The organism is Desulfocucumis palustris (genome assembly GCF_002933875.1).
In the GTDB taxonomy this organism is placed as follows: domain Bacteria; phylum Bacillota; class Desulfotomaculia; order Desulfotomaculales; family Desulfocucumaceae; genus Desulfocucumis; species Desulfocucumis palustris.
Map to the genome: position 1 here is coordinate 1 of NZ_BFAV01000056.1, position 3651 is coordinate 3651.

At 47.7% G+C, this 3651-nt stretch carries 5 protein-coding genes; all 5 read left to right on the forward strand.

Going from position 1 to position 3651, the window contains the following annotated elements:
- Window positions 1-285: hypothetical protein (locus DCCM_RS04670; RefSeq protein WP_207655544.1), on the forward strand; the 285-nt coding region annotated here is incomplete at its 5' end.
- 19 nt (window positions 286-304) lie between these two features.
- Entirely contained in the window at window positions 305-490 is a 186-nt protein-coding gene (locus DCCM_RS04675; RefSeq protein ID WP_104371296.1) for a Flp family type IVb pilin, read from the forward strand.
- Window positions 491-502: 12 nt separating this feature from the next.
- Complete coding sequence (locus tag DCCM_RS04680) at window positions 503-973, forward strand: TadE/TadG family type IV pilus assembly protein (RefSeq protein WP_104371297.1); 471 nt, start codon at window positions 503-505, stop codon at window positions 971-973.
- Window positions 954-1682 (forward strand): hypothetical protein, encoded by a 729-nt coding sequence (locus DCCM_RS04685; RefSeq protein WP_128739090.1) that lies wholly within the window; start codon window positions 954-956, stop codon window positions 1680-1682. Before DCCM_RS04680 ends, DCCM_RS04685 begins: the two co-directional genes overlap by 20 nt.
- Before the next feature lie 16 nt (window positions 1683-1698).
- The coding region (locus tag DCCM_RS04690) for a hypothetical protein (protein WP_133163942.1) at window positions 1699-3651 on the forward strand (1953 nt) is incomplete at its 3' end.

Genomic DNA, 3651 nt, shown 5'->3' on the forward strand with positions numbered 1-3651 from the left:
GGTGCCGGAGACGCAAAGTTAGCCTTTGCCTCAGGTTTATTTTTGGGAATGGACATGATATTTCCCTTTCTATACTTCATGGTTGTGTCCAGGTGCGTCATGGGGATCGGGGCAAGGATCTACCATGGCATTAAAAACCCCCGGCTGGCCCTGGCCAATCTGAAATGTGAACTTAAAATGGCGCCGCCGGTAATCGACGTGATAAAAGTCCCCGGGGCCTGGACCATAACCCTGGGTGTGGTATTAACCGTTAACCACCATCATATCCTGCCGGGATTGTTTTAATGAGGGGAGGGTTTTAGTTGTGAGGAAAGTGCTATGGAACTTAATAAGGGACAGCCGGGGCGTTACCGTGCTGGAGTATACATTGTGGGCTTTTATTATTGGCGGCGTGTCCATTGCCATCTGGCAAGGTGTGGGGGATTCTCTGCGGCCGGTAATCAACACCGGAACACAAAATTTAACCGGCATAATATCTTCCGGCTTTTAAGGGGGGATTTCTTTGGAAAGTAAGGACTGGCACGCTCTTATGCGCTTTGCCGGAGACAATAAAGGCAGCGCCACACTGGAAATACTCCTGGCCCTTTCGATTTTGGTCTTCCTTACCTACGGGGTGATTGAATACGGTGTTTTACAGTCCAAGCATCAATACGCCGAACACACCATGCACAAATACAAGGACCGCATGAGGGTGGAGGGATATTTGACGACGGCGGACGAGGCGCAATTGATAAATGAATTCAACAGCTTCGGCTGTATCGTTACGGATATTCAGGGCCCCCGGGAGAGCCGGGGGGACTCCAGAGTGCTGCGGACCATGGATCTGGCCGCCAGCACCATAACCTTAAGGGTGACCTGCCAGCCGGTGCCGGAGCCCCTGCTGATAAACCGGTTAATCGGAAGCAACACTCCGGGGGCGGCTTTCAGAATCATTGTGGGTGGGGGAGGGCTCAGTGAGAGAATTAATCCGTAAGTTGGTTAAAGACAATTCCGGAATGGGAACCTTCTGGGGAATTCTTGCCCTGGGAACCGTCATGATTATTTTTGTGGCGGCAATCCGTCTTTCACATATGGTAACCGGTGCGGATATAGACCTCCAGGAGGCCGTGGCGGACGCCTGCAAGGCCGCGGCCCAGCAGGTGGAACCCCGGAGCGAGGCGGACGGCTATCCTTTAATTGAAACGGAAAAGGCGCATGATGCCTTTAGATACGTGCTGGCCTTAAACCTTAACCTTGACGAAACCACACTGGAGCCTAGAGCTAATTCCATGGTGAAAAACACTCCCGGCTACAATTTTATTGTCTATAACGGGTTCGACTATTATGAAGATGAGACATACATAGGTGGCCCGGGCGGAGAACTTGCATCCACCGGGGCCAAAGCCTATACCCAATACATTTTCTCCGGGGGGGCTTTGAGCAGGGATGACAGTCCCGATCCGGGCTTCATACCCAACCTCCCGGGGAACTGGCCAAGGACGTTTAATATCAACAACGCGGGCGGCAGCATGGTTTTCCGGGTGGAGCTACCCAATTGCGGTGTCGTGGCCGTTGTTAACGCGGACCTGGTGGAGGTGCTGGGGAAAGATCCGGTAAACGCCACCAGGTGGGCGTCGGCGGCGCTGACCTGTAACGGCGGGACTTGCAGCATCCCGTCGGCGCCGGAACCTCCGATTCAGTGAAAAACGAGGTGCTTCTATGAGATATAAATCAAATGTCGGCCCTGTGATATTTATTATGGTGCCTGTAGTGATGGCTTTTTTCGTTCTTTTCCTGTGTGTTTTTTACAAATACATAGACAATGACGGAATTGTAATTACAAGACAAATTTTCAGACCGGGCTTTGTGGTGGGAACGAAATATAAGGCATATGCCCCGGAGATGCTCAAGGATAATTTTAAAATAACGCCCGCTGATTATAACAAGGAAATTATCATTAATATTTCTGACAGCAATTCCGGTAAATTAAAGAATGCAAAGGGAGTTATCCGGGATAAAGCGGTTGTCTACCGGAAGGGCTACAGCTCGGTTAATTTTGTTCCAACCCAAAAGGGTGTTATTTTTGATTACAGTGATTTAAAACCTGGGCAGAATGGCGAAGAAGTTATTTTGAAAATACCTGTTAACGAATTAATTCCATTTCGGTGCAGGGACGGTACCCTGCTGCTAAGGGACCCAAAGGAACAGCCAATATTAAAAATCAATGCCTTTGACGTTGATGAAAAAGGAAAGGTAATTGAAGCTAATAAACCGGTTGATGTGGAATTTGGAAGCAGGCATATAATTTTTAAAAGCAAGCTGAGCACCAAAAAAGGAACCAGAACGATGATTGAGCTGGAGGATGTATCCGACCAGCCGGCAGTTACCGTTAAGGGCGAAATTAAATCCATGAGAACGTTGACCAGCAAGACCCATCTAATGTCTGATGGGAGTTATAAAAAGGAACACGTGGTAAATGTGGTGGAGGATATTGCCGGCAGGTCATTGACGGTTGAGAAACCCTTTTTCTATGAAGACAGCCGGGGTAAATTCAGCCCCATTGAAACAGGGCTAGTGGAAGACACGGAACTTGCAAAGTTTAAGAATAAGGTCAATACTCTTTCCCGGGATTCGTATGGTGAGGTGTCCTGGAAAATAAAAGCATATGGCAGCGTAGGTGATATGGAGGATGCCTGCTGGAATGCGCTAAAGACGCCTTATTACGCCGCCATACCTAAAAAGTTCAATAAAGGCTATGTCATTAAGCAGGATGGGGTTTCAGCGGTGTTTATCCCCCAAGGGGCTTCCCCGAAAGCAAGGGGTGAAAGGTCCGGGCAGGGCAGCGTGGTTAAATACGGCGACGCCTGGAAGGACACCGATGTGCTGCTGGATGTCCAGCCGGATAAATTAAAGGAATATATAGTCGTAAAATCTAGTGAATCCCCGGACATTTTTACCTATGAGCTAAAAGGCCGAAGGGACAACCTCATATTTGAATCGGCACACCTGGTGGATGCCACCGGCCAAAAAAGAAAAGTTAACCAAATCCTTCGTAATGAAGGCGGGAAAACTTATCTTGACATAAAGCCTGTCTATGATGGTCTCAAATTTCCTGTGGTTATCGACCCTACAATACATTTCCATCTGCATAGCAACACCCACGGCATATCGGATACCGACTGGGACTTTACCACTCCGGAAGGGTACACTGCTAAAGGGACATATACAGTTACAATACAAAATCAATTTTATTATTCTTATACCGGTGAAGGACAATTAATAGTACAAGTTGGCGATGGTTGGAGCACTATCTCTTTAAGTGATATTTATAATGATTTTTTGGTCATAAATGTAAGAGCCACAGTGAATGGTCAAACTAATTATTTCCCAAATCCACCGGTACCTGTTTTAAAACCGGATGCTTTTTTAGAAACTTATTACAATGAGGTAACCTTCAGTGGAGATCTTGCAGGGTTTAAGGAAGGGGATAACCATATAAGGGTCTGGTCCGACAATTATCAACTGGGATGGGGCCGTGCCGATGTTGCAATAGCTTATACTTACGTTCCGGTTGCTGGCGCGCCGGTGGTAAATAACCGAAACGTAGAAAAAACGTCGGCGGAAATTTACTGGGACGCATCCCCTTATCCCCCCGGCACAACCTATACAATT